This is a genomic window from Streptomyces sp. NPDC051563 (genome assembly GCF_044454225.1).
Taxonomy (GTDB): domain Bacteria; phylum Actinomycetota; class Actinomycetes; order Streptomycetales; family Streptomycetaceae; genus Streptomyces.
Genome location: NZ_JBITDL010000012.1, coordinates 71,860 through 91,272 on the forward strand (window position 1 = coordinate 71,860; position 19,413 = coordinate 91,272).

The 19,413-nt window shown below is 73.5% G+C and carries 14 protein-coding genes; 7 read left to right on the forward strand and 7 right to left on the reverse strand.

Annotation, left to right across the window (positions count from 1 at the left end; genetic code table 11):
• Window positions 1-86 precede the first annotated feature (86 nt).
• On the forward strand, window positions 87-1,583 hold the full coding sequence (locus ACIA8F_RS16155) for an MFS transporter (RefSeq protein WP_399379258.1): 1,497 nt from the start codon (window positions 87-89) through the stop codon (window positions 1,581-1,583).
• Window positions 1,584-1,594: 11 nt separating this feature from the next.
• On the opposite strand, the gene ACIA8F_RS16160 is transcribed toward ACIA8F_RS16155, so the two are convergent.
• Complete coding sequence (locus tag ACIA8F_RS16160; RefSeq protein ID WP_399379260.1) at window positions 1,595-3,640, reverse strand: glycosyl hydrolase family 28-related protein; 2,046 nt, start codon at window positions 3,638-3,640, stop codon at window positions 1,595-1,597.
• A gap of 137 nt (window positions 3,641-3,777) precedes the next feature.
• On the opposite strand from ACIA8F_RS16160, the gene ACIA8F_RS16165 reads away from it, so the two are divergent.
• Complete coding sequence (locus ACIA8F_RS16165) at window positions 3,778-4,434, forward strand: DUF6629 family protein (protein ID WP_399379262.1); 657 nt, start codon at window positions 3,778-3,780, stop codon at window positions 4,432-4,434.
• Window positions 4,435-4,883: 449 nt separating this feature from the next.
• Window positions 4,884-6,539, forward strand: a complete 1,656-nt coding sequence (locus ACIA8F_RS16170; protein WP_399379263.1) for a GMC oxidoreductase — start codon at window positions 4,884-4,886, stop codon at window positions 6,537-6,539.
• Between the two features lie 107 nt (window positions 6,540-6,646).
• On the opposite strand, the gene ACIA8F_RS16175 is transcribed toward ACIA8F_RS16170, so the two are convergent.
• From ACIA8F_RS16175 to ACIA8F_RS16195, 5 genes are all read right to left on the reverse strand, one after another.
• The gene (locus ACIA8F_RS16175; RefSeq protein ID WP_399379265.1) at window positions 6,647-7,126 is read right to left on the reverse strand and encodes a carboxymuconolactone decarboxylase family protein; all 480 of its coding nucleotides are present in this window, start codon (window positions 7,124-7,126) and stop codon (window positions 6,647-6,649) included.
• Entirely contained in the window at window positions 7,123-8,205 is a 1,083-nt protein-coding gene (locus tag ACIA8F_RS16180; RefSeq protein ID WP_399379267.1) for a dihydrodipicolinate reductase, read from the reverse strand. Before ACIA8F_RS16180 ends, ACIA8F_RS16175 begins: the two co-directional genes overlap by 4 nt.
• Before the next feature lie 64 nt (window positions 8,206-8,269).
• Window positions 8,270-8,425 carry a DUF6126 family protein gene (locus ACIA8F_RS16185; protein ID WP_399379269.1) on the reverse strand — a complete coding sequence of 52 codons (156 nt, stop codon included), beginning with the start codon at window positions 8,423-8,425 and terminating at the stop codon, window positions 8,270-8,272.
• 16 nt (window positions 8,426-8,441) lie between these two features.
• Window positions 8,442-9,107, reverse strand: a complete 666-nt coding sequence (locus tag ACIA8F_RS16190; RefSeq protein ID WP_399379271.1) for a helix-turn-helix domain-containing protein — start codon at window positions 9,105-9,107, stop codon at window positions 8,442-8,444.
• A gap of 63 nt (window positions 9,108-9,170) precedes the next feature.
• On the reverse strand, window positions 9,171-10,739 hold the full coding sequence (locus tag ACIA8F_RS16195; protein ID WP_399379273.1) for an ATP-dependent DNA ligase: 1,569 nt from the start codon (window positions 10,737-10,739) through the stop codon (window positions 9,171-9,173).
• 879 nt (window positions 10,740-11,618) lie between these two features.
• Here ACIA8F_RS16195 and ACIA8F_RS16200 point away from each other — a divergent pair.
• Window positions 11,619-14,348, forward strand: coding sequence for an alpha/beta fold hydrolase (locus tag ACIA8F_RS16200; RefSeq protein WP_399379275.1), 2,730 nt, complete (start codon window positions 11,619-11,621; stop codon window positions 14,346-14,348).
• Window positions 14,345-15,277, forward strand: a complete 933-nt coding sequence (locus ACIA8F_RS16205) for an ABC transporter permease (RefSeq protein ID WP_399379276.1) — start codon at window positions 14,345-14,347, stop codon at window positions 15,275-15,277. Before ACIA8F_RS16200 ends, ACIA8F_RS16205 begins: the two co-directional genes overlap by 4 nt.
• Before the next feature lie 190 nt (window positions 15,278-15,467).
• On the opposite strand, the gene ACIA8F_RS16210 is transcribed toward ACIA8F_RS16205, so the two are convergent.
• Window positions 15,468-16,418 carry an aldo/keto reductase gene (locus ACIA8F_RS16210; RefSeq protein ID WP_399379277.1) on the reverse strand — a complete coding sequence of 317 codons (951 nt, stop codon included), beginning with the start codon at window positions 16,416-16,418 and terminating at the stop codon, window positions 15,468-15,470.
• Between the two features lie 373 nt (window positions 16,419-16,791).
• Between ACIA8F_RS16210 and ACIA8F_RS16215 the strand changes: the two genes are divergently transcribed.
• Together ACIA8F_RS16215 and ACIA8F_RS16220 are read left to right on the forward strand one after the other, a co-directional pair.
• The gene (locus ACIA8F_RS16215) at window positions 16,792-17,958 is read left to right on the forward strand and encodes a substrate-binding domain-containing protein (RefSeq protein ID WP_399379279.1); all 1,167 of its coding nucleotides are present in this window, start codon (window positions 16,792-16,794) and stop codon (window positions 17,956-17,958) included.
• 330 nt (window positions 17,959-18,288) lie between these two features.
• Window positions 18,289-19,281, forward strand: a complete 993-nt coding sequence (locus ACIA8F_RS16220; protein WP_399379280.1) for a hydroxyacid dehydrogenase — start codon at window positions 18,289-18,291, stop codon at window positions 19,279-19,281.
• Window positions 19,282-19,413 lie beyond the last annotated feature (132 nt).

Genomic DNA, 19,413 nt, shown 5'->3' on the forward strand with positions numbered 1-19,413 from the left:
GTGCGGGAGATGTCATGACCCGTACAAGGGTGCCTAATGAGCCGCACCGGGTGGCCGTTCCGGCCCGCGCGGGCCAGCCTGGGGGAATGACCGCCCCCGCCCCTGCCGCCGCCCCGTCCCCCGTCCCCGGGGTACGGCTCGGGACCGCGCAGGGCCGGTGGATCGTGCTGACCACCGTGCTCGGATCCGCCATGGCGCTGCTCGACTCGACCGTGGTCAATGTGGCCCTGCCCGCCATCGGGCGGGATCTCGGCGCCGATCTGGCGGTGCTCCAGTGGACGGTCAACGCCTATCTGCTGACCCTCGCGGGGCTGATCCTGGTCGGCGGTGCGCTCGGGGACCGGTTCGGGCGCCGCCGGATCTTCGTGCTCGGGGTGGTGTGGTTCGCGGTGGGCTCCCTGCTGTGCGGGATCGCGCCGAACGCCGGGGTGCTCATCGCCGCCCGCGCCCTGCAGGGCATCGGCGGGGCGCTGCTGACGCCCGGTTCGCTCGCGCTGATCCAGGGGTCCGTCCATGCGGACGACCGGGCCCGCGCGGTGGGCCTGTGGTCGGGGTTCGGCGGGGTGGGCGCCGCCGTGGGGCCGTTCCTGGGCGGCTGGCTGGTGGACGGTCCGGGCTGGCGCTGGGTCTTCCTGCTGAACGTGCCGGTGGCCGCGCTCTGTGTCCCGGTCGCGCTGCGGCACGTACCGGAATCGCGGGATCCGGCGGCGCACGGCCGGTTCGACGTGGCCGGGGCGGTCCTCGGGGCGGCCTCGCTCGCCCTGCTGACCTATGCGCTCATCGAGGCCCGTTCCGGTACCGCGCTGGTGGCGGGCGCCGCCGTGGGCGGTGTGCTGCTGGCCGGGGTCTTCGTGGTGGTGGAGCGGCGGCGGGCCGATCCGATGGTGCCCCCGGACATCTTCTCCTCGCGCCAGTTCACCGCCGTCAACCTGGTCACCCTGTGCGTGTACGCGGCCTTCGGCGGGTTCTTCTTCCTCGTGGTGCTCCAGCTCCAGGTGGTCTCCGGGTACTCGGCGCTGGGCGCCGGCGCCGCCCTGCTGCCCACCACGGCCCTGATGCTGCTGCTGTCGGCCCGTTCCGCGCAGCTCGGGGAGCGGATCGGGCCGCGGATCCCGCTGACCGCGGGGCCGCTGCTGTGCGCGGCGGGGATGCTGCTGATGCTGCGGGTGGGCCCGCAGGCCTCGTACGTACGGGACGTGCTGCCGGCCCTGCTCGTGATGGGCCTGGGCATGGCGGCCCTGGTGGCCCCGCTGACGGCGACCGTCCTGTCCTCGGTGGACCCGGGCCGGGCCGGCCTGGCCAGCGGCATCAACAACGCGGCCGCGCGCGCCGCCGGACTCCTCGCGGTGGCGGCGCTGCCGCTGCTGGCCGGGATGGGGCCGGACGCGTACCTCTCGGCCGGGGCCTTCGACGCGTCCTTCGGGCGGGCGATGTTCTGGTGCGCGGGGGTGCTGGTGGCCGGGGCCGTCCTGGCCTGGGCCACCGTACGGTCCCCCAGGCCCGGGGCCTGTCACCCGCAGTGCCGTACGAACTGCGCGGTGACCGCTCCGCCGCTCGAACCCCCGGGAGCGGCGGAGCGGTGATCGACCGGCGTCTACCAGGGGCTCGGCGCCGGCGGGGCGACGACCGGCGGGCGGTCGTCGCAGGTGATGGTGTTGGGCAGTTCCCAGCCAGCCAGCCAGGGGCCCGTGGTGCCGCCGCCGTCGTTGCCGCCGCGGTCCGTCAGGGTGAACTCCGAGCCGGTGCCGGGGAAGTTGAACGAGCCGCAGTTGTTGACGCCGACGGCCCCGACGCCCCGGGCATCGACGTTCTCGAAGCTCGCCGACCCGGCCACGCGCGCGCTGACCACGGAGGTGCCGGTGCCGTCGACGCGGACGTCCTTGAAGTGGACGTTCTCGATGCGGACCTTGTCCTTCACCGGCCAGTCGCTGACCAGCATGATCGCGTTGTAGGTGCTGTCGAGGAAGGAGTTGCCGGTGACCTGGATGTCGGCCTGGTCGATGCTGCGGTCCAGGGCGTAGAACCAGATCGCGCCGAGCCCGATGTTCCAGTTCAGTTCGTACGTGCCCGCGCGCACGGTGGTGTTGCCGTCGATCCGCAGGCTGCCGGTGAAGGGTTCGGCGCCGAAGCGGGAGCCGACGTGCAGGGCGCTGCCCTCTCGGACCGGGTCGGCCACGAGGTTGGCGGTGACGGTGGTGTCGGCGCCGCCGTAGATCGCGATGCCGTTGGCCAGCGTGGGGCTCTGCACGGTGTTGTGGTCGAAGGTGTTGCGGGCGTTCGTGGTCTTCTCCGCCCACAGGGCGAGGCCGTCGTCGCCGGTGTTGCGGACGAAGTTGTCCTGGACGAGGGAGTCGGTGACTCCGGTGTGGAAGTTCAGGCCGTCGGCGATCTGGTCGGTGATGACGTTGCGGGTGACCTTCACGTTGCTCATCGGCCCGTCGAACCAGAGGCCGACCTTGGTGTGGTGGATGTAGAGCGAGTCGATGGTGGAGTCGCTCATCGCGCCGCCGACCCCGTTGACCTGGTCGGTGTCCACGCGTTCGCGGACGTCGCCCTCGACGGCGAAGCGGGAGAGGTGGACGCCCCGGCTGCCGCCGTCGGCGGCCTCCTTGCCGTAGAAGCCGACGCCCTTGCCCTTGACGGTCGTGTACCAGCTGCCGGCGCCGGTGACCGTGACCCCGTCCACGATGATGTGCCGGTTGACCTGGTAGGTGCCCGGCGGCAGGTAGACCGGGAGCCGGTGGCGCTTGGCGAAGGCGATGGCCCGGTCGATGGCGTCGGCGGAGTCCCGGCGGCCCGTCGGGTCGGCGCCGAACAGGAGGGCGTTGGCGGCGACCGCCTCCACGTGCGGGGCGCCGACGCGCTGGGAGTCGAGCAGGTCGATGACCGTCCAGGCGGCGGGGCTGCCGGCCGGGACGGTGAGCCGGACCTTGTCGCCCGCCCGGTAGGTGCGGCCCAGGAGCAGGCGCTGCTCGTCGTACATGTGGGTGGGGCGGAAGGGCTTGGCGATGACCGGGGCCGGCGTGGTGGCCGCCGGGACGCAGGCGCACTCGGTGATCCACCAGTCGGGGTGCAGGAGGCCGGCCTGCGGGTCGTTGCTGAAGGGGTACTGGTTGTACAGCCAGGAGTACTGCGAGGTCAGCGTCATGGAGCGGCGGTTCTGGCCGTTGACGGTGACGTCGAGCGGAGCGGTGATCCCGCCGCCGGCCGGAGCGTCGGGGAGGCTGTAGCGGACGGTGAGGGCGTCGGCGGCCGCGGGCAGGGTGAACTCCACGTACTGGCCCGGCGCCAGCTTCACCGCCTTGCGGCCGGAGGCCTCGGCGGGCAGGGAGTACGCGGTGCGGTCGGGGCCGATGAGCGTGCCGGAGGTGGCGGCGTTCTCCGCCTCCTGCTCGGCGAAGTCCACCCGGGCTCCGCGGCCCTCGGCCAGTGCGGGGTCGAGGGCGGCCCGGGTGACGGCCGCGGGGTCCGCGGCGGCGGGGCGGGCCTCGGCCGCGCCCGCGCCCAGGGCGCCGAGGCCGAGGGCGGACGCGGTGAGCGCCGCCAGGGCGGCGGCGGCCCGTGCGGGGACGGCTCTTCTGCTCGCTGCGCCGGCTGCGGCTCGGCCTGCTGCTCGGCTTGCGGCTCTTCTTGGGGGCATGGCCGGGACAGTAGGACCCCGCACGGAAACACGGCAAGACTCGTGCAGAAATCTTCTGCATCCTGTCGAGTTTTTCCAAAGATCCGTGGTGTGGCAGACGTCCGCGCCTCGGCCTACCGTGAGACCGGGAGGGCGCCATGTGCTGGAGCGCGACGGCCGACCTGACGGCGGGCACGGTCATCACCGCCGTCGGGATCGCCTGCCTCGCCCGGACCCGGCGCGCCCGGGACCTGCCCGTCGCGGCGCTCCCGCTGATCCTGGGCGCCCACCAGCTGATCGAAGCCGCCGTCTGGCGCTCCGGCGGCGGCTGCGGCCCGGCGACCACCGCCTGGGCGGTGATCGCGCTGCCGCTGCTGCCCGTATGGGTGCCGCTCGGGGTGCTGCTCGCCGCCGCGCCCGAGGTCAGAGCCCGGCTGTACCCGCCCGCTGCCGCCGGGATCGCCACCGGCGCGTACCTCGCGTACTGCCTGGCGACCCGCCCGGTGAGCGCCGAGATCCGCGGCCACACCCTCGGATACGGCGTGAACGTCCCGTGGATGCCCTTGGCCCTCGCGGGCTACCTGTTCGCCACGCTCGGCGCCCTGCTCCTCGCGGGGGACCGCCGGCTGCGCCTGCTCGGCCTCCTCATGGCGGCCGGGGCGCTCGTCTGCGCCGTGCTGTGGAGGCTGGAGTTCGCCTCGACCTGGTGCGCCTTCGCGGCGGCCGCCTCGACGCTGATCCTGGTCTGGACCGGCGAACGCGCGCGTTCCCCTTCTGTACGCGAGGGCGCCGGACGGGGTGCGCCGGACCTGTAACACCGGCCGGGGCGCCGAACAGGAGCGCCAGCCGAAGGTAAAAAGATTCGAGCGGTGATCACGGGCCCACCTTGCGGTTTGTCGCTTTTCGGCCGCGGGGCCCACGGGATGCAGCCACGACGGAGTGGCTGGGTGCGGCGAGGGTACCGGCGAGGCGCCGCGGTGCGCCTTCCCGTAACGCGTTCGACTTCTGACGTGGTGGATTGGACCGGTCACGGCTCCCCCGCAAGATCCTCCACGGAGGCTCTTCCGTCACTCCAGGATCGCCGTCCGGCCACAGCGGGTGCTCGTTCCCACCGCCCGATGGGACCTTCGACGCCCTTCAGCGGAGCCGGAAACGAGGCGGGCCGCGACCTCCGCCGACGAAATACGCCTTGACGTATCTAGTGACTTCGCAAGCACTCGGCAGTAGAACTCGTTCTCATTCCGCCTAGAGTGAGGAAGCTCACATGAGCGACAAAGGCCTGCACAAAACGAACCAGAACGGCGTTTCCCGTCGAGGATTTCTCGGTAGAACGAGTTCCATCCTGGGTGCAATGGCCCTCTCCGGTCAGATCGCCCCGGCCATGGCCCGGGCCGCCACGGCCGGCGCGGCCGCCGCCGGCCCGATCGACAACGGAGCGCACGTACCGGCCCTCGTGATCGGTACCGGGTACGGCGGTTCCGTCGCCGCCCTGCGGCTCGCCCAGGCCGGGGTCGACGTCCACATGATCGAGATGGGCATGGCCTGGGACACCCCCGGCTCGGACGGCAAGATCTTCTGCAACACCACCAAGCCGGACTACCGCGCCTACTGGCTCCGGACCAAGACGAAGGCGCCGCTGAGCAACTTCCTGGGCTTCCCCATCGACTCGGCCGTCCCGCGCTACACGGGCATCCTGGACGCCGAGGAGATGGGCGGGATCATCGTCTACCAGGGCCGCGGCGTGGGCGGCGGCTCGCTGGTCAACGGCGGCATGGCGGTCACCCCGAAGCGCGAGAACTTCGGCGCCGTCCTGCCGACCGTGGACGCGGAGGAGATGTACAGCACCTACTACCCGCGCGCCAACGCGGGCCTGGGGGTCGGCCTGATCGACCCGGCGTGGTTCGACACCGTCGACTGCTACCAGTTCGCCCGCGTCGGCCGCAAGCACGCCCAGCGCGCCGGGTTCCCCTTCGTCTTCGTCCCCGACGTATACGACTGGGACTACATGAAGCAGGAAGCGGCCGGGACCGTCCCGAAGTCCGCCGTCGCCGGCGAGATCCTCTACGGCAACAACGCCGGCAAGAAGTCCCTCCAGAAGACCTACATCGCCCAGGCCAAGGCCACCGGCAAGGTCACCATCTCGCCCCTGCACAAGGTGACCTCGGTGTCCCCCGCCTCCGGCGGCGGGTACACGGTCGTCATCGACCAGATCAACACCACCGGCGACACCGTGGGCACCAAGACCGTCGTCGCGGACAAGGTGTTCTTCGCGGCCGGCAGCGTCGGCACCAGCAAGCTGCTCGTCCGGCTCAAGGCCACCGGCGCCCTGCCCAACCTGAACGGCGAGATCGGCAAGGGCTGGGGCGACAACGGCAACGTCATGGTCGGACGCGCCAACCACATGTGGGACGCGACCGGCAAGGTGCAGGCCTCCATCCCCTGCGGCGGCATCGACAACTGGGACGCGGGCGGCGCCTTCGCCGAGGTGGCCCCGCTGCCCACCGGCATCGAGACCTACGCCTCGTTCTACCTGTCCATCACGAAGAACCCGAACCGCGCGGAGTTCACGTACAACGCCTCCACGGGCGGGGTCGAGCTGAACTGGCAGACGGCGTGGAAGCAGCCGTCGATCGACATGGCGAAGACCATCTTCGACAAGATCAACAAGAAGGAGGGGACGATCTACCGGACCGACCTCTTCGGCACCAACAAGATCTGGGGCGACCACCTCACCTACCACCCCCTCGGCGGCGCCGTCCTGGGCAAGGCCACCGACAACTACGGCCGCCTGCACGGCTACACGGGCCTGTACGTCATCGACGGCGCGCTGATCCCCGGCAACACCAGCGTCAACCCGTTCGTCACCATCACGGCGCTCGCCGAGCGCAACATCGAGAAGATCATCGCCACCGACCTCTAGGTCGTCCCTGGCGCGGACAGCACGAAGGCCGGGGCCGTCGGATCATCCGACGGCCCCGGCCCCGTGTGCGCACCGCACGCGCACCGCACGCGCTCCGCGCCCCGCGCTCAGTGGCCCGGCAGCACGCAGACGCTGTCGAGGCCGAGCACGTGGTTGAGCCGGCCGAAGGCCAGCCAGGAGCCGATGCTCATCGTCAGCTCCACGATCTCCACCTGGCTGTAGCGGGCCGTCATCCGGTCCCAGAACTCCTCGTCCAGGCCGTGGTGGTCCAGGCAGTACCGCTCCGCGTACTCCGCGGCGAGCCGGGTCCGCTCGTCGAACCGGTCCGTGGTGCGCCAGTCGGTGACGGCGTCGGGGAACTCGTCCTCGACCTTCTCGCCGTCCCGGTCCGTGCGCCAGTCCAGGCAGAAGACGCAGCCGTTGATCTGCGCGACGCGCAGCCGTGCCGCCTCGAACTCCCGCAGCCCCAGGGTGGTGTGGGCGTACACCGACAGGGAGAAGTTGGCGGCGGCCATCCCGATCCCGGGGACCAGATCGCCCCACACGTACTCGATGGGGTGCTGGCCTTCGGGTATGTCGATCCTCATGACAGTTTCCTTCCGAGTTTGCCGACGGCGGGGCGCAGCGGGACGTCCAGGGCGTCGTAGAGGCCCGGTTCGGCCTCCACCAGCCAGTCGATGGCTCCGACGAGGCGTCCGACGGCGGTGGCGTTGCCGCCGGCGGAGCGGTTCTCGCCCTCGTCGGTGGCCTCGATGGTGACCTCGATGTGCGGGCGGCCCTCGATGATCACCCGGTGGGCGCCGTCGCCGCCGTCGGGCGGGGACGGCCAGTCGGGGGCGCAGGAGGCGTGGATGCGGGTGACGTGCTCGATGACGATGCGGGGTTCGCCCTCGACGATCCCCTGGACCTCGAAGCGGATGGCTCCCTGGGTGCCCCCTTCGAACTCCCCCATCGTGCGCGTGGTGACGGTGGTGTCGAGGGCGCGGCGCTCCACGGTCTCGCGGATGTCGTCGAGTTCGACGCCCAGCGCCCGGGCCATCATCCGGATCTGCCCGCCCCACACCATGGTCGGGATGGACGGCATGAGCATCATCGGCTCGTAGTCCATGGGCTGGCCCATGCCGATGAGGTAGCGCACGGAGTCCGGCTGGTCGTAGGTGGAGTAGTCGAAGATCTCCTGGCAGCGGATCACGTCGATCCGGGTGCCGAGCCCGCTGAGCAGCAGCGGGAGGACGTCGTTGCCCCAGCCGGGGTCGACGCCGGAGGCGAACAGCGAACCGCCGCCCTCCGCGACCGCGGCGGTCACCGGATCGAGGAACTCCGGCGGCGCGCTGCGGTAGTCGTAGAGCGGATAGAGGGCGGGGCTCACCACGACGGCGCCGGAGCGGATCGCCCGGGTGATGTCGGCGAGGGCGTCGTCGGGGCGGATGTCGCCGGAGGCCGCGTAGACGACCGCCTGCGGACGGGCCGCGAGGACCGCTTCGATGTCGTCGGTGGCCGCGACGCCCGTCTCGTAGTCGAGTTCGCCGAGTTCACCGGCGTCGCGGCCGACCTTTTCTGGATTGTGGACGATGACGGCGGCCAACTTCAGCGCCGGATGGGCCTCTACGGCACGGATGGCCAAACGGCCGACGTTGCCGGTACCCCAGACAACCGTGGAAATCATGCGCGGAGGGTAGCTTCAGGACCTGTAGGTTCCTAGAGCCGTGTACGGAAATTCCGGCCTGCTGTCACTGGTTTTGCGCACCCAGGACGAAGAGCAGGTAGACGAAGAACGCGAACAAGTGCCCCACGAACAAATAGGCGATGAGCCGGATGACGAGACCGCGCGGAAACTTCGACTGCTGCTTCTGCCGGGTCTGTTCGGGCAGCTGCGTATCGGGCATGGCGTACGGCTCCTCGCTATCGGTCGTGTGTGGTCGTACGGGTGCCGCCGCCGAGGCACAGGCCGGCGAGGCTGCTCTGCAGCAGGGTGTGGACGAACAGCAGGTCCGCCCCGGCCGCCGAGGCCGCGCCGATCCGGTGCGCGGTGAGCGAGTCGAAGTGGGCGCTGTCCCCGGGCTCCAGCAGGTACTCGGTCTCCCCCAGGTGCAGCCGCAGGCGCCCCTGGAGCACGTACAGCCACTCCTCCCCGGGATGTACGCGGACCAGCTCGCCCTGGCTGCGGCCGTAGGGGACGTGCACGCGCAGCGCCTGCATCCCGCGGCCGGAGCCGCCCGCCTGCCAGTACGTCCAGCCGTCCGCCTCGCGGGCGCCCGGGCCGCCGGCCCGTACGATGGGATCCGCGACGGCCGGGGTCTCCCCGAGCAGCTCCGAGACCGTCGTGCCGTACGTGCGGGCGAGTCCGAGCAGCAGCGGCAGCGAGGGCTGGCGGCGGCCGGTCTCCAGCCGCGACAGGTGCGCCGGCGAGAGCCGGGCCCTGGCGGCGGCGGCCTCCAGGGTCAGCCCGGCCCGGCGGCGCAGATCGCGCAGCTGCGGGGCCACGGTGGGCAGCTCGGCGTCGGGAGTGGTGTCGCCGGGATTCGGGTCGCCGGGATTCGGGTCGCCGGGGGCAGGACCGGTTGTCATGCCCCGATTGAGCCAGATCCTTACCTCTCTGGCAATCCGCTTTGCCTCTGAGGTAAATCGGCCCTACGGAGCTGCGTCCGGTCCGGGCCCGGAGGCGGGTGCCGCCGGACCGCCGAGCACCGTCTCCACGGTATCCGCGTCCTGCGCCCGTTTGTCGGGCCGGTGGCGCAGGACGCGCGCGAAGCGCAGGGCGACCCCGGCCGGGTAGCGCGGGGAGCGCTGCAGGCCGTCGTAGGCGATCTCCACCACCAGTTCGGGGCGCACCCGGACCGTGTGGCCGTCGTCCTCGACGGCGAGCTCGCCGAGCCGCTCGGTCTGCCAGCGCAGCATCGCGTCGGTCAGCCCCTTGAAGGTCTTGCCGAGCATCGCGTAGCCGCCGTCGGCGGTACGGGCGCCCAGGTGCAGGTTGGACAGCAGGCCGGTGCGCCGTCCGTGGCCCCGCTCGACGGCGAGCACGACCAGGTCGAGGGTGTGCACCGGTTTCACCTTGAGCCAGTGTTTGCCGCGCCGGCCGGCCGCGTAGGCGGAGTCGAGGGCCTTGAGCATCACGCCCTCGTGCCCCCGGCCCAGGGTCCGCGTCCAGAACTCCTCCGCCTCGGCCGCCTGCCCGGCCGGGTCCTCGACCACGAGCCGGCCGACCCGGAACTCCTCCGGCACCAGGGCGGTGAGCGCCGCGTGCCGTTCGCGCACCGGCTGGTCGAGGAGGACGCGGTCCCCCGCGACCAGCACGTCGAAGAAGTAGGGGACGACCGGGAGGGTCCGCCGGGCGGCCTCGACGTCGGAGCGGGAGCCGACCCGGCTCGCCACCTCCTGGAACGGCACCGGCCGCCCGTCCGCCGCGGAGCGTCCGATGACCTCCCCGTCGAGGATGAACCGCTCCCCGGGAAGGGACCGGGCCAGCTCGGCCACTTCCGGCAGCCGGCCGGTGATCTCGTCCAGGGAGCGCGTGTACACCCGTACGTCGTCCCCCTCGCGGTGGACCTGCACCCGGATCCCGTCGAGCTTCTCCTCGATCGCACACGGCCCGAGCGCGGCCAGGGCCTCGGCCACCGACTTCGCGGTGTTCGCCAGCATCGGCTGTACGGGCTGCCCCACGCGCAGGGTGACCCCGCGCAGGGCCGCCTCCCCGTCGGCGAGCACGGCCGCCGCCACCCGGGGCAGGGAGCCGTCGAGCATGGCGGCCCGGCGCAGCGCGGCGGCGGGCACTCCGGCCGCGGCGGCCACCCCGTCCAGGGCCACGGCGTCGAGCGCGCCCTGGCGCACCTCCCCGCCGAGCAGGCTGCGCAGGAACCGCTGCTCGTCCTCGGTGGCGGCGCCGAGCAGCGCGTCCAGGATCCGGCGCCGTTCGGCCTGGGCACCGGCCCCGGCCACGGCCGCGAGCCGGGTCACGGCCTCGTCGACGGCGGTCACGGTCAGGGTGGGTCCGGCGGCCGGTGCGCTCTGCGCGGCGAGCGCGCGCCAGCCGATCCCCGGCCGGCCCTGCGGGAGCCGCCCGGCGAGGTAGGAGACGACCAGGGCCGCCTCCTCGGGAGGCGCGGCGGCGAACAGCTCCGCGAGCAGGGCGGTCTTCCCCGACCTGGCGGAGGTCTCGGCGACCTCCCGGGACACGCGCGCAACCTCGGCCAGCAGCATGCGGCCATCCTCCCGCCCCACGGCAAACGCCGCAGCCCGGCACACCCGTCCCGGCTGGCGTTCGAGCCGCGGGGCCGCGGCGCAGCCAGCCGGGACAGGCGCAGCCAGGCCGGCATCCGAGGCGCGGGGCCTGAGCGAAGCCCGGCGGGCAGGCGCAGCCCCGCCTTGGGCGCAGCCCGGCGGGAGGGCACGGCCCCGCCTTGGGCGCAGCCCGGCGGGAGGGCACGGCCCCGCCTTGGGCGCAGCCCGCCGGGAGGGCACGGCCCCGCCTTGGGCGCAGCCCGCCGGGGGGCACGGACCGAGGGGCACAACCAGCCCTGTCGGCATCTGAGGCGCGGGGCCTGGGCGAAGCCCGGCGGGCAGGCGCAGCCCCACCCTGGGCACAGCCCGCCGGGGAGGGGGGCACAGCCCGACCTGGGCACAACCAGCCCCGCCGGCACCTGAGGCGCAGGGTCTGGGGCGGAGCCCAGCGAGCAGGCCCAGCCCCGGCCTGGGCACAGCCCGCCGGGGGGCACAGCCCGACCTGGGCACAACCAGCCCCGCCGGCGTTTGAGGCGCGGGGTCTGGGGCGGAAGCCCCGGTTTCGGGAAGGGGCGGGGTGGGGGAAGAAGCAGCCCGGCCCCCGACCCCCGGCCCTGCGTCCCGTTCCGGCGGGGTACGGGCACGTCCGGCCGCAGCCCTGCCCGGCCGGGCGGCCCGGCTCCGGCGAGGGCGGCTGCCCGGAGGGCCGGGCGGACTCGGCACCCGCCCGGCCCCGCCGGGCCGGGCCGGGCATACCGCAGGCGCGGTACACGCGGCAGGACGCGTAGTCCTTGAGGACGTCGACGGTTCAGCCTGCGGGAGCGCGGCCACCGGCGGCCTGGCGCTTAGGGTTCCCGTATGAAGCTCCGACTGCCCCGGCGCCGCCGAAGCCGCCTGCTCGCCGGCGCCGCCGCGCTCGCCGTCGTCGCGGGGGCGGGCACCCTCACCGCCACCGCCGCGGCCGGCGACGCCCCGTCCGTGCGCCGCGAGGACAAGGTCCTCGACATGCCCGGCGCCGGGATCGACATCTCGTACTTCACGGCCGGGGAGGACGGCGGGCGGAAGCGTCCCGCGGTCCTCCTCGCCCACGGTTTCGGCGGCAGCAAGGAGGACATGCGCCCGCAGGCCGAGCGCCTCGCCCGCGACGGCTACGCCGTGCTGACCTGGTCGGCGCGCGGCTTCGGCCGCTCCGGCGGGAAGATCGGGCTGAACGACCCCGACTACGAGGTCAAGGACGTCTCCCGGCTGATCGACTGGATCGCCGCCCGGCCGGGGGTGCGGCTCGACGCGGCGGGAGATCCGCGCGTCGGCATCGCGGGCGGCTCGTACGGCGGGGCGGTCTCGCTGCTCGCCGCCGGAACCGACCCCCGCGTGGACGCCATCGCCCCCTCGATCACCTACTGGAACCTCGCGGACTCCCTCTTCCCGAACGGCGTCTTCAAGAAGCTGTGGGCGGGGCTCTTCTTCACCACCGGTTCCGCGGGCGGCCTGCAGCCGGGGGCCTCCGGCCCGGGCGCAGCCCCGCAGGCGACCCCGCAGGCGGCCCCGCCCGCGCCCGGTTGCGGACGTTTCCAGCCCGAGCTGTGCGCCATGTACGAACGGGTCGCGGTGGCCGGAAAGCCGGACCCCGAGGCCCGCGCGCTGCTGGAGCGGCGCAGTCCCTCGGCGGTCGGCGGCGCGATCAAGGTGCCGACCCTGATCACGCAGGGCCAGGACGACTCCCTCTTCCCGCTGGACCAGGCCGATGCCATGGCCCGGGCGATCGCCGCCAACGGTGCGCCCGTCTCCGTGGACTGGGCCGCCGGCGGCCACGACGGGGGCATGCGCGAGGCGGACCGGGTCGAGGACCGGGTGAAGACCTGGTTCGACCGCTACCTCAAGGACGACACGGCCGTGGACACCGGCCCCGCCTTCCGCGTCTCGCGCTCCGGCGGCATCGACTCCACCGACGGCCGGGTCACCCTGCGCGGAGCGAGCGGCTCCACGTATCCCGGGCTGCTGTCCGGGCCGCGCGAGTTCGCCCTGGCCGGCCGGGAGCAGACCTTCGCGAACCCGGCGGGCGGGGCCCCGCCCGCGCTGTCCGCGCTGCCGGGCATCGGCGGGCAGCTCGCCGCCCTCGGGGGCGGCCTCTCGCTGGACTTCCCCGGGCAGAACGCCCGGTTCGAATCGGAGCCGCTGACGGCGGAGACCCGGATCACCGGGACCTCGACCATCACCCTAAAGGTGAGGTCTACGGCTGAGGACGGTTCGGCCGTCCTGTTCGGCAAGGTGTACGACGTCAGCCCCGACGGCCGCCAGCAGGTGCTGCCGAGCCAGCTGGTGGCCCCGGTACGGGTGGAGGGCGCGCAGCAGGACAAGACCGTCGAGCTGCGGCTGCCCGCGATCGACCACGCGGTCGAGGCCGGGCACCGGCTGCGGCTCGTCGTCGCCGCCACCGACCTCGGCTACGCCTCCCCCGCCGCCCCGGCGACGTACACCGTCTCGGCGCAGGGTCCGCTGGCCGTGCCCGTCGCGGGCGGGGTTCGCACGGCCTCCACCGGGCTGCCCGCCTGGACCTGGTGGATGCCGCTCGGGGCCGCGCTGCTGGCCGCGGTGCTGGTGGGGCTCCGCAGGACCGGCCGGGGGCCGGGCGGTGGCCGGGCCGGCGGGTCGCAGCCCGACCCGGCGCTGGCCGGCGTACCGCTGGAGATCACCGGGCTGACCAAGCGCTACGCCAAGGCGCAGGACCGGTACGCCGTACGGGACCTGTCGTTCCGGGTGGAGCGGGGCCAGGTGCTCGGCCTGCTCGGACCGAACGGCGCGGGCAAGACCACGACCCTGCGGATGCTGATGGGCCTGATCACTCCGGACGCCGGGGAGATCAGGGTCTTCGGGCACCAGGTCCGGGCCGGTGCGCCCGTGCTCTCGCGGGTGGGGGCGTTCGTGGAGGGTGCCGGCTTCCTGCCGCACCTGACGGGGCGCGCCAACCTGGAGCTGTACTGGCAGGCCACGGGCCGCCCGGCCGGGGACTCCCACATGGAGGAGGCCCTGGAGATCGCCGGGCTCGGCGACGCGCTGGAGCGGGCGGTACGGACGTACTCGCAGGGCATGCGCCAGCGCCTCGCGATCGCGCAGGCCATGCTCGGCATGCCGGACCTGCTGATCCTCGACGAGCCGACCAACGGCCTGGACCCGCCGCAGATCCGCGAGATGCGCGACGTGATGATCCGGTACGCGGCCGGCGGGCGGACGGTCATCGTCTCCAGCCACCTCCTCTCGGAGGTCGAGCAGTCCTGCACCCACCTGGTCGTCATGGACCGCGGCCGGCTCGTCCAGGCGGGCGAGGTCGCCGAGATCACCGGCGGCGGCGACGTCCTGCTGGTGTCCCTGGCCGAGCCGGTGGACGAGGCGGTCGTCGGGAAGATCGCCGCACTGGAGGGAGTGGAGTCCGTGGCGAGCGCCGAGGACGGTCTGCTCGTACGGCTGGACGGCGCGAGCGCCGCCGAGCTGATCGCCGAACTCGTACGGCTGGAGGTGCCGGTCTCGGGAGTGGGACCGCACCGGCGGCTGGAAGACGCGTTCCTCACCCTGATCGGAGGCGCGGCATGAACACCGTGACGGATGCGACTGCCCAGCCGAACGCGGGTTCGCCTGTGCCCGGCGACGTGACGCCGGACGGCATCGGCCGCGAGGTCGCCCACGGCTACCGGGCGAACCGGACGCTGCCGCTGCGCGTGGAGGCACTGCGGCAGTGGCGCCGGCGGCGGACGCTGGTGATGGGCGGGATCCTGGCGGCGCTGCCCTTCATCCTGATGATCGCCTTCGCGGTCGGCGGCGGCCCCGGCAGCCGCGGGGGCAACGACGGCCGGATCACCCTCATCGACACGGCGACGGCCTCGGGCGCGAACTTCGCGGCCACCTGCCTGTTCGTGTCGGCCGGGTTCCTGCTGGTGGTGCCGGTGGCGCTGTTCTGCGGGGACACGGTGGCCTCGGAGGCCAGCTGGTCCTCGCTGCGGTACCTGCTGGCCTCGCCCGTGCCCAGGGCCCGGCTGCTGTGGAGCAAGCTGGTGGTGGCCCTCGGGTTCAGCCTGGCCGCGATGGTGCTGCTACCCCTGGTGGCGCTCGCCGCGGGTACGGCGGCCTACGGGTGGGGGCCGCTGGAACTCCCCGCGGGCGGCTCGCTGCCGGCCGGGGACACGATCGGTCGGCTCGCGATCGCCGTGGCGTTCGTCTTCGTGTCGCAGCTGGTCACGGCCGGGCTGGCGTTCTGGCTGTCGACGCGGACGGACGCCCCGCTCGGCGCGGTGGGCGGGGCGGTCGGCCTCACCATCGTCGGCAACGTGCTCGACGCGGTGACCGCGCTGGGGTCCTGGCGGGAGTTCCTGCCGGCGCACTGGCAGTTCGCGTGGGCCGACGCCTTGCAGCCGCAGCTCGAATGGGGCGGCATGATCAAGGGAACGGTGGTGTCGGTCTCGTACGCGGTGGTGCTGTTCGCGCTCGCGTTCCGCGGGTTCGCCCGCAAGGACATCGTGTCCTGAGGTTCGGCCGTCGGGGCGACCCGGGCGGCCCCGGGTGCGCCTTCGGCACCCGGGGCCCGGGTCCCCGAGAACGGTCCCCTCACGTCGGCCACCCCGCTGATCATGGTTCTCGGGCACCAGCGCCGCGGGGCCGTCGAGCGGTCCGCTTCCGGCAGTCCGTCTCCCGCGGCCTCCTGAGGGCGGGTTCCGGTCAGCCGGCGGTGGCCGCCGCGACGGCGTCGACCTCCGCCAGGAGTTCGGCGTCGAGCGGCCGGTCGGCGACGGCCGCGTTGGCACGCACCTGCTCGGCCGAGGTCGCGCCCGCGATGACGGAGGCGCAGCCGGGCTGGGCGGAGAGCCAGCCGACGGCGAGTTCCAGGACGGTGCGCCCGTGCTTGTCGGCCAGCGCCGCGAGGGCTTCCACGGTGTCGAGGCGCTCGTCGGTGAGGTAGGCGTCGCGGCCTTCGAGGCGGGAGCCCGCCGGGACGGGGGCGCCGCGGCGGATCTTGCCGGTCAGCAGTCCGTTGGCCAGCGGGAAGTACGGCAGGACGCCGACTCCGTAGTGCACGGCGGCCGGGACCAGCTCGCGCTCCGCCGAGCGCTGGAGCAGTGACCATTCGTTCTGGGCCGATACGAAGGGTGCCGCGCCGGTCTCGCGGGCCACGTGGGCGGCTTCGGCGAGCTGCCAGCCGCTGAAGTTGGAGTGGCCGATGTAGCGGATCTTGCCTTCGGTGACGAGTTCGGTGAGCGCGGCGAGGGTTTCGGCCACGGGAACGGCCGGGTCGGGGCTGTGGAGTTGGTAGAGGTCGATGTGGTCGGTCTGCAGGCGGGTCAGCGAGGCCTCGACGGCGCGCCGGATGTAGGCCCGGCCGCCACGGGAGCCGGCGGCGGGTCCGTAGCCCATGTCCACGCCGTCGTAGCCGAACTTGGTGGCCAGGACCACCTGGTCCCGGCGCCCCTTGAGGGCCTCGCCGAGGTGGCTTTCGGAGCCCCCGGCGCCCCCGTAGATGTCGGCGGTGTCGAGGAGGGTGATGCCCGCGTCGAGGGCGGCGTCGACGACGGCGCGGGTGGCCCGGGCGTCGAGGCGGCCGCCGAAGTTGTTGCAGCCGAGCCCGATCGCCGAGACCTGGAGACCTGAACTGCCCAGGGGGAGATGGCGCATGGTTTTCGTTCCTCCGCACTCGTCCGGCACATGATCGACAGGACCGCAGTGTAGATCCCCCCCCCGAGAGGGGACGGGCGCGGCCCGGGAGGGGACGGGAGGCGGCCCGGACCTCCTACGGCTCCCTTGGCGGGCAGCCTCAGGCCAGATCGGAGGTCGCGTAGAAGTTCACACGATCGCAAAGGACTTCGCGGATGTCGGCCGTGAACAGCATGCGGTCGACGCCGCGTTCGGGCGGCACCTGCTCGAACACGGCCCCGAAGCTCACTGACCGGTTGACCGGGTTCGATCGAATCGATCGCTTCGGCATTCTGTGGTGGAATCGAGCGGCACGGACCACGGACACGGACCAGGCACATCCGCAGGGGGATCCTTGAGACCACACGTCGACCAGCGTCAGGCCCACGTGCTCGCCCTCGTCCGGGCCCGGGGCAGCGCACGGGTCGGGGACCTCGCCAGGGAGCTGGGCATCTCCCCCGTGACCCTGCGGCGGGACGTCGAGGTGATGGCGGCGCGGGGCGAGATCCGGCGCATGCACGGGGTGATCAGCCGGCTCCCGTCCGACCCTGCGGGGCCGGCTCAGGGCGGTCCGGGTACCGGCCCGGGTACGGGTACGGCCTCGGGTACGGGCAGGAGCGGCGGCGGGCTGGTCGTCGGGATGGTCGTGCCGACCACCGATTACTACTACGCGGACGTCGTACGGGGCGCCCGCGAGGTGGTCGAGGCGCGGGGTGCCCGGCTCGCCGTGGGGCTGACCCGGTACCTGGCGGGCGAGGACCGCACGCAGGCGGACCGGCTGCTCTCCACGGGGGCCGACGGGCTGCTGCTGACCCCGAACTGGGCGGCCGGGACTCCGGGACCGGGCGAGGGGGCCTGGACGGCCGAACTGCCGGTGCCGACCGTCCTGGTTGAGCGGTGGGCCCCGCCGGGTCATCCGGCGGCGGCCCTGGACCGGGTGGCCTCCGACCACGCGGACGGTGCGGCACGGGCCGTGGCGCACCTGGCGGAACGGGGACACAAGCGGATCGCGCTCGCCTGCCGGGAGACCCCGACGTCGGGGCGGCTGCGGACCGGTTTCGCGGCGGCCGTGGCCACCCTCGGACTGGAGCCCGCGCCTGCCTGGCCGGCGGCGGGGGCGCGGCAGCCCGCGGCCGGGGTGGGCACGGCGGACACGGCGGCCGGGGCGGCCTCGCCCCCGGAGGCGGAGGCCTTCGCGCGGACCCTGGACTACCTGTGCGCGGCGGTGGCCGAGGGGGGCGTGACCGCTGCCCTCATCCACAGCGACACCGACGCGATCATGCTGATCCCGCGGCTCCAGGCGCGGGGGGTGCGGGTGCCGGAGGACCTGGCGGTGATCACGTACGACGACGAGGTGGCCGAGCTGGCCGACGTCCCCCTGTCGGCGGTGGCTCCGGCCAAGCGCGAGGTGGGGGCGCGGGCGGCGGGCATGCTGCTGGACCGGCTGGAGGACCGCGGGTCGGGGCGGGAGGGGCCGCGGCAGCATCTGGACCTGCTCCCCCGGCTGACCGTCCGCCCGTAGCCCGGTTGTGCGTTTTGAGTGTGCGTTTCGATCACATCGCACATTCGCTCTTGACGTCATGATCACCTGCGCAAAGGATGAGCCCGCGAACAGCTCCGGGGCCGCCTCTTTGGGGAGCGGCGGCCCCGGGGCCACCTCGCCCCGTGAGGACCGGCCGGCGCCTGGCCACGTGTCGGTCCCGCCGCCGCGGCCGGGGTTTGTGACCATCGGGACTCCGGATCTCACCGCAGGAGCCGTCAAGTGACCCACCCCTCCTCCGACTCCGCCCCATCCCCATCTTCCGCCTCCGCCCCTCTCGCCGCGCCCCGCCGACCGGTCACCGTGCTCGCCATGAGTGCCGGGACCCGGGCGGCCGTCCTCGGTGAGCGGATCCTTCCGGAGCTGCTCAGGGTCGCCGATGTGGACCCCGGGCTGCTCGTCACCGACTTCGGCTCCGCCCGTTCCGAGGACGCCCTGAGGCAGCGGATCGCCGTGGCCGAGGTCCTGTTCACCGGGTGGGGCTGCCCTCCGCTGGATGCGCGGGCGCTGGAGCTGATGCCGGAGCTCCGGGCGGTCGTGCATGCTGCGGGCAGTGTCAAACACCATGTCACCGAAGCCTGTTGGGAGCGGGGGCTGCTCGTCTCCAGCTCGGCCGCCGCGAACGCCCTGCCGGTCGCGGAGTACACGCTCGCCGCCATCCTGTTCGCCAACAAGCGCGTCCTGGACTCCGCGCACGCCTACCGGACCGCCCGCGACCGCGTCGACCCGCTGCGCCACTACCCCGCCGTCGGCAACTACCGCCGCACCGTCGGCCTGGTCGGCGCCTCGCTCATCGGCCGCCGCGTGCTGGAGCTGCTGCGCCCGTTCGACCTGCGGGTGCTCGTGCACGATCCGTACGCCGATCCGGCCGAGCTGTCCGCCCTCGGCGCCGAGGCCGTCTCCCTGGACGCACTGCTCTCCCGCAGCGACGTCGTGAGCCTGCACGCTCCCGGACTTCCCCAGACCCGACGCCTGCTGGATGCGTCCCGGCTGGCCCTGATGCCCGACGGGGCCACCCTCGTGAACACCGCGCGGGGCTCGCTCGTCGACACCGCGGCACTGACCGCCGAGCTGGTCTCGGGGCGGCTGCACGCGGTGCTCGACCACACCGAGCCGGAGGTGCTGCCCGCCGACTCGCCGCTGTACGACCTGCCCAACGTGCTGCTCACCCCGCACGTGGCCGGCTCCCTGGGCGGCGAGCTGGACCGGCTGGCGGCCTCGGCGGTCGAGGAGGTGGAGCGGTACGCCCGGGGGTCCGGCTTCCGCCATGCCGTCGACCGGTCCCGGCTCGGCCACTCGGCCTAGTCCGGCCCTCTCGGTTCTCAGTGCTCCGTGCTCCGTGGAAGCCGGACTGGCCGGAGGCCGAGCACGGTCGGACCGCCACCCCGTGGATCCGCCACCGTGCCACCCGTGCCGACCCGGCAGGACCCGAACCAG